At 68.0% G+C, this 1,895-nt stretch carries 2 protein-coding genes; both read right to left on the bottom strand.

Features of this window, described 5'->3' with window-relative positions; genetic code table 11:
• Window positions 1-124 precede the first annotated feature (124 nt).
• Window positions 125-682, bottom strand: a complete 558-nt coding sequence (locus ON39_RS18990; protein WP_040736169.1) for a GNAT family N-acetyltransferase — start codon at window positions 680-682, stop codon at window positions 125-127.
• A gap of 34 nt (window positions 683-716) precedes the next feature.
• Window positions 717-1,637 carry a non-homologous end joining protein Ku gene (gene ku / locus ON39_RS18985; protein WP_040736168.1) on the bottom strand — a complete coding sequence of 307 codons (921 nt, stop codon included), beginning with the start codon at window positions 1,635-1,637 and terminating at the stop codon, window positions 717-719.
• Between the last annotated feature and the right edge of the window lie 258 nt (window positions 1,638-1,895).

Below are 1,895 nucleotides of genomic sequence, written 5' to 3'. Positions count from 1 at the left end.
CAGCGAACCGCACGTCCGGCCTCCGGGAGGGGCTGGAGCGGCGAGGGGGAACTGGTGGCGGGCGTTCTCGCGATTCGCCGCCATGGATTCCTCGTGATCAGTTGTCCAACCCCGGCCGCGTGCTCTACCGCGCCGCGCGGTGGTTGTCGCCGGCCAGCCGGCCGCGCCGGATCAGGGCGCGCTTGGTGCCCGGCGCGATGGCCGCTGCGTCCAACGGCGAATCCGGTTCGGGGTCGGCGGGATTCGGGCGGACGAACAGGGTGACTGTGGCGGCGGCGGTGAACCCGCTGCGTGTCATGAGCGCGGTGGAGGCCGCGTTGCGATCTTCGACGTCGGTGACGATCCGCCGCGCGCCGCGCGCGAATAACGCCTCCGAGCAGACGTCGACGAGCCGGCGGGCGATGCCGTGCCCCTGCATGTCGGGCGCGACGGCGATCCACTCGAGGTAGGCCCAGTCGTCGCGATTCTCGAACTCCATCGAGCCGAGCACGAAACCGACCACACGATCGGAGTCGAGCGCCACCCAGCACGCGTTGTCGGGGCTGTCGAGGTGCTCGGCCACCGAGGTCAGCGACCACGAGGTGTACGGCTTGGTGGTGATGTCGAAGACTTCGTGACCGAGATCGAGGACCTGGCGCAGGTGGCCGAGGCCCATCGGGACGATCACAACGGCAGAGTCCATGCGGACAGTTTGCCAGCCGGATGCCGAGATTCCGTCACGCGCCCTTGCGCGCGGCGGTCTTCTTGGCGGCGGTCTTCTTCGCGGTCTTCTTGGCCGGTGTCTTCTTGGCTGCGGCTTTCTTGGCCGTCTTCTTAGCGGGCGCGGCCTTGCCGTTGTCGTCGCCGCTGCCGCGCCGCCCACTGGCCTCCAGGCTGCGCTGCAGGGCGGCCACCAGGTCGACCACCTCGGCGTCCATCTCCGCGGGCGCGGACTCCGGCTGCTCGGGCACCTTGCCGGTGCCGCTGGCGATCGCCTCGTCGAGCAGCTTCTTGAGTTCGATCTGGTACTCGTCGGTGAACTGGTCCGGATCGAAGTCGTCGGACATGGTCTCGACCAGCGTCTCGGCCATCTTCAGTTCCTGCGGCTTCGGCTCGGCGACTCCGTCGAGGGACTCGAAGTCGACGTCGCGGACCTCGTCGGGCCACAGCAGGGTTTGCAGCACGAGCACGCCGTCGTGCACCCGCAGCGCGGCGAGCCGGGTCTTCTGCCGCAGCGTGAAATGCACCAGCGCGGTGCGGTCGATCCGCTCCAGCGTGGCGGCCAGCAGCACGTAGGCCTTGGGGGTGCTGGAGTCGGGCTCGAGGTAGTAGCTCTTCTCGTACAGGATCGGGTCGATCTGTTCGGACGGCACGAACTGCAGCACCGGGATCTCGTGCTTCTCGGCGGCGGGCAGTTTGGCGAAGTCCTCGTCGGTCAGGATGACCTTGTCGCCGTCGGGGGATTCGTAGGCCTTGTCGATGTCGGCGTACTGCACCGACTTGCCGCACACCGTGCAGACCCGGTCGTATTTGATCCGGCCGCCGTCCTTGGCGTGCACCTGGTGGAAGCGGATGTCATGGTCTTCGGTCGCGGTGTACACCTTGACCGGAACGTTCACCAGCCCGAACGCGATCGAGCCCTTCCAGATCGACCTCACAGCTGTATCCCCTCGACGTGGGTACCTCGTCCGCGAGGCCGCCGCGGCGGTTCGGGACGGGTGAGCGATGGACGGTTGGGCCCGCTCATTCCTCCATGATGGCGGATGGTATTCGAATACGCGAGCGAACGCGCATCCCGAGTGTCGCGCCCGCGACGCGCCGACGCTGCGCCGACGGCAGGGTCGTGAAGAGCCTTGACATGGCCTTGACCGTGCCGTTCAGGTCGGTGCGGGCCGAAAGGTAAGCGCGCTGCGCGG

It is taken from the genome of Nocardia tenerifensis NBRC 101015 (genome assembly GCF_000308715.1).
GTDB classification, from domain to species: Bacteria; Actinomycetota; Actinomycetes; order Mycobacteriales; family Mycobacteriaceae; genus Nocardia; species Nocardia tenerifensis.
The sequence above is the reverse complement of the archived record's forward strand: the minus strand, read 5'-3'. Positions and strand labels throughout refer to the sequence as shown.